This window comes from Vibrio sp. 2132-1, from assembly GCF_033344315.1.
Map to the genome: position 1 here is coordinate 1 of NZ_JAWPON010000180.1, position 869 is coordinate 869.

1 protein-coding gene is annotated in these 869 nt (G+C 45.2%); it reads left to right on the forward strand.

The genetic code is table 11. The features are described from left to right. Nucleotides 1-31: 31 nt before the first annotated feature. Nucleotides 32-869, forward strand: an 838-nt coding sequence (locus R8N47_RS24265; protein ID WP_318185985.1) for a DUF3549 family protein, incomplete at its 3' end; no start/stop codon positions are given.

The window sequence follows — 869 nt, forward strand, 5'->3', positions numbered from 1 at the left end:
TTGTCAAAAGAACGTTAGGACGTCGTATTTAATGGAAAACATTCAAACCCTCACCCAGTTACTGAAAAACAGTCATTGTGAATATCAAATCTTCGACCTTGGCCGACGCATCAAAACGATCGATTCACAATTGTTCGCCGATGTTGAAAAAGGTCAGTGCCCTTACCCATACCCAATGCAGCGTAAAGCACATTTAGCGATTGCTTATTGGAATGAACAAAAACAACCTTGGATTTGGTTTTTAAAGTTTGAACTGGATGAGCGTGGCTTACTCAAGCAATCTGATATTGGCAACTTCATTAAATACGTAGTTGAAGCCATGGGCACTCGTCTAAGCGAAGAGATGTCTGAAGAGCAACAACAAAAACTCTCCAATAATCCATACACGTTCAAACCTTCTGAAGACAAAATGGCGGTATTCCACAGCCAAGTTCGAGCAAATTTGGATCTACCCACCAGCCAATATTACGAACATACACAGCACTACTTCACAGGCGGTCTAGGCTGGGAAAACTGGCAGACGGTTGGCCTGCAAGGAATCACCGATATCGCCGCACGCCTTGGTAAAGAGCAAAATGCGGTCACTCTGCGTAAAGCTCTCAATCATTTACCTAACGAGCCTCTATACGCACTGCTTGGTGCTCTTGAGCATGTCGACTTACAAGAACGACTAGCGCAGCGTATCGCAGAAAAAGCGCAGCAAGAGATTCACAGCACAGAACCAGATTTGTTCTTGCTATCGGCATTAACTCGCGCGTTAGCAGGCGCTCCAACTGAAGTCTCTTTACCAGTACTAGAAGCGATTTTGCAAAGCCCTCGTTTAAGTCACCAAGAAGTACTGATCGGCATTGCGGGACGAGCATGGCATC